The organism is Drancourtella massiliensis (assembly GCF_016900655.1).
GTDB lineage: Bacteria > Bacillota > Clostridia > Lachnospirales > Lachnospiraceae > Sellimonas > Sellimonas catena.
This window is the reverse complement of record NZ_JACJKH010000090.1, coordinates 1-687: the sequence shown is the minus strand read 5'-3', so window position 1 is coordinate 687 and position 687 is coordinate 1. Positions and strand designations below refer to the sequence as shown.

Annotated in this window: 1 protein-coding gene; it reads left to right on the top strand. The window is 39.2% G+C overall.

All coding sequences use genetic code 11. The features are described from left to right. Positions 1 to 141 precede the first annotated feature (141 nt). Positions 142 to 564, top strand: a complete 423-nt coding sequence (tnpA, locus tag H6A32_RS15845) for an IS200/IS605 family transposase (protein WP_204864827.1) — start codon at positions 142 to 144, stop codon at positions 562 to 564. The last annotated feature ends 123 nt before the right edge of the window (positions 565 to 687 follow it).

The following is a 687-nucleotide window of genomic DNA, read 5'->3' as shown; positions in this document are numbered from 1 at the left end:
TGATTGAATAATTCGCAAACCCCCATCTGAGATGGGGGAATAGGCGAAGCCGTAGCGTTACATAAGGTACCATAGGAAAAACCTCCTATGTTATAATGTTGTGGGTTCGCAGCCATAACGTCAGACATAGGAGGTATCCAAATGGACAATACAAGTATACAACATACGAGATGGAATTGCACCTACCATATTGTGTTTATTCCAAAATACAGAAGAAAAATAATGTATGGAGCAAATAAAAAAGATTTAGTGGAAATCATTCCCAAATTATGTGAAATGAAAGGAATTAGTCTCATAGAAGGGAAAGTGTGCAAAGACCATGTGCATATGTATGTAGCAATTCCACCAAAATTATGTGTTTCCGAAGTTGTAGCATATTTAAAGGGAAAGAGTGCATTAATGTTTTTCGACAGACATCCGGAACTCAGACCTAAATATGCAGATCGACATTTCTGGGCAAGAGGATATTACGTTGCTACAATCGGCAATGTAAATGAAGAAACAATACGCCAATATATAAAGGAACAAGAGGAAAACGATAAACTGGAAGATGGAATGAAATAAAAGAGCCTTCCATGGGAGGCTGCCAGTAGCAAGGTGTCTGCGAACCCGCTTTAGCGGATACCAGTACTATACCCTGGAGGGGTTAAAATTAAACCCCCATTTGAAATGGGGGTTGCTAACTTT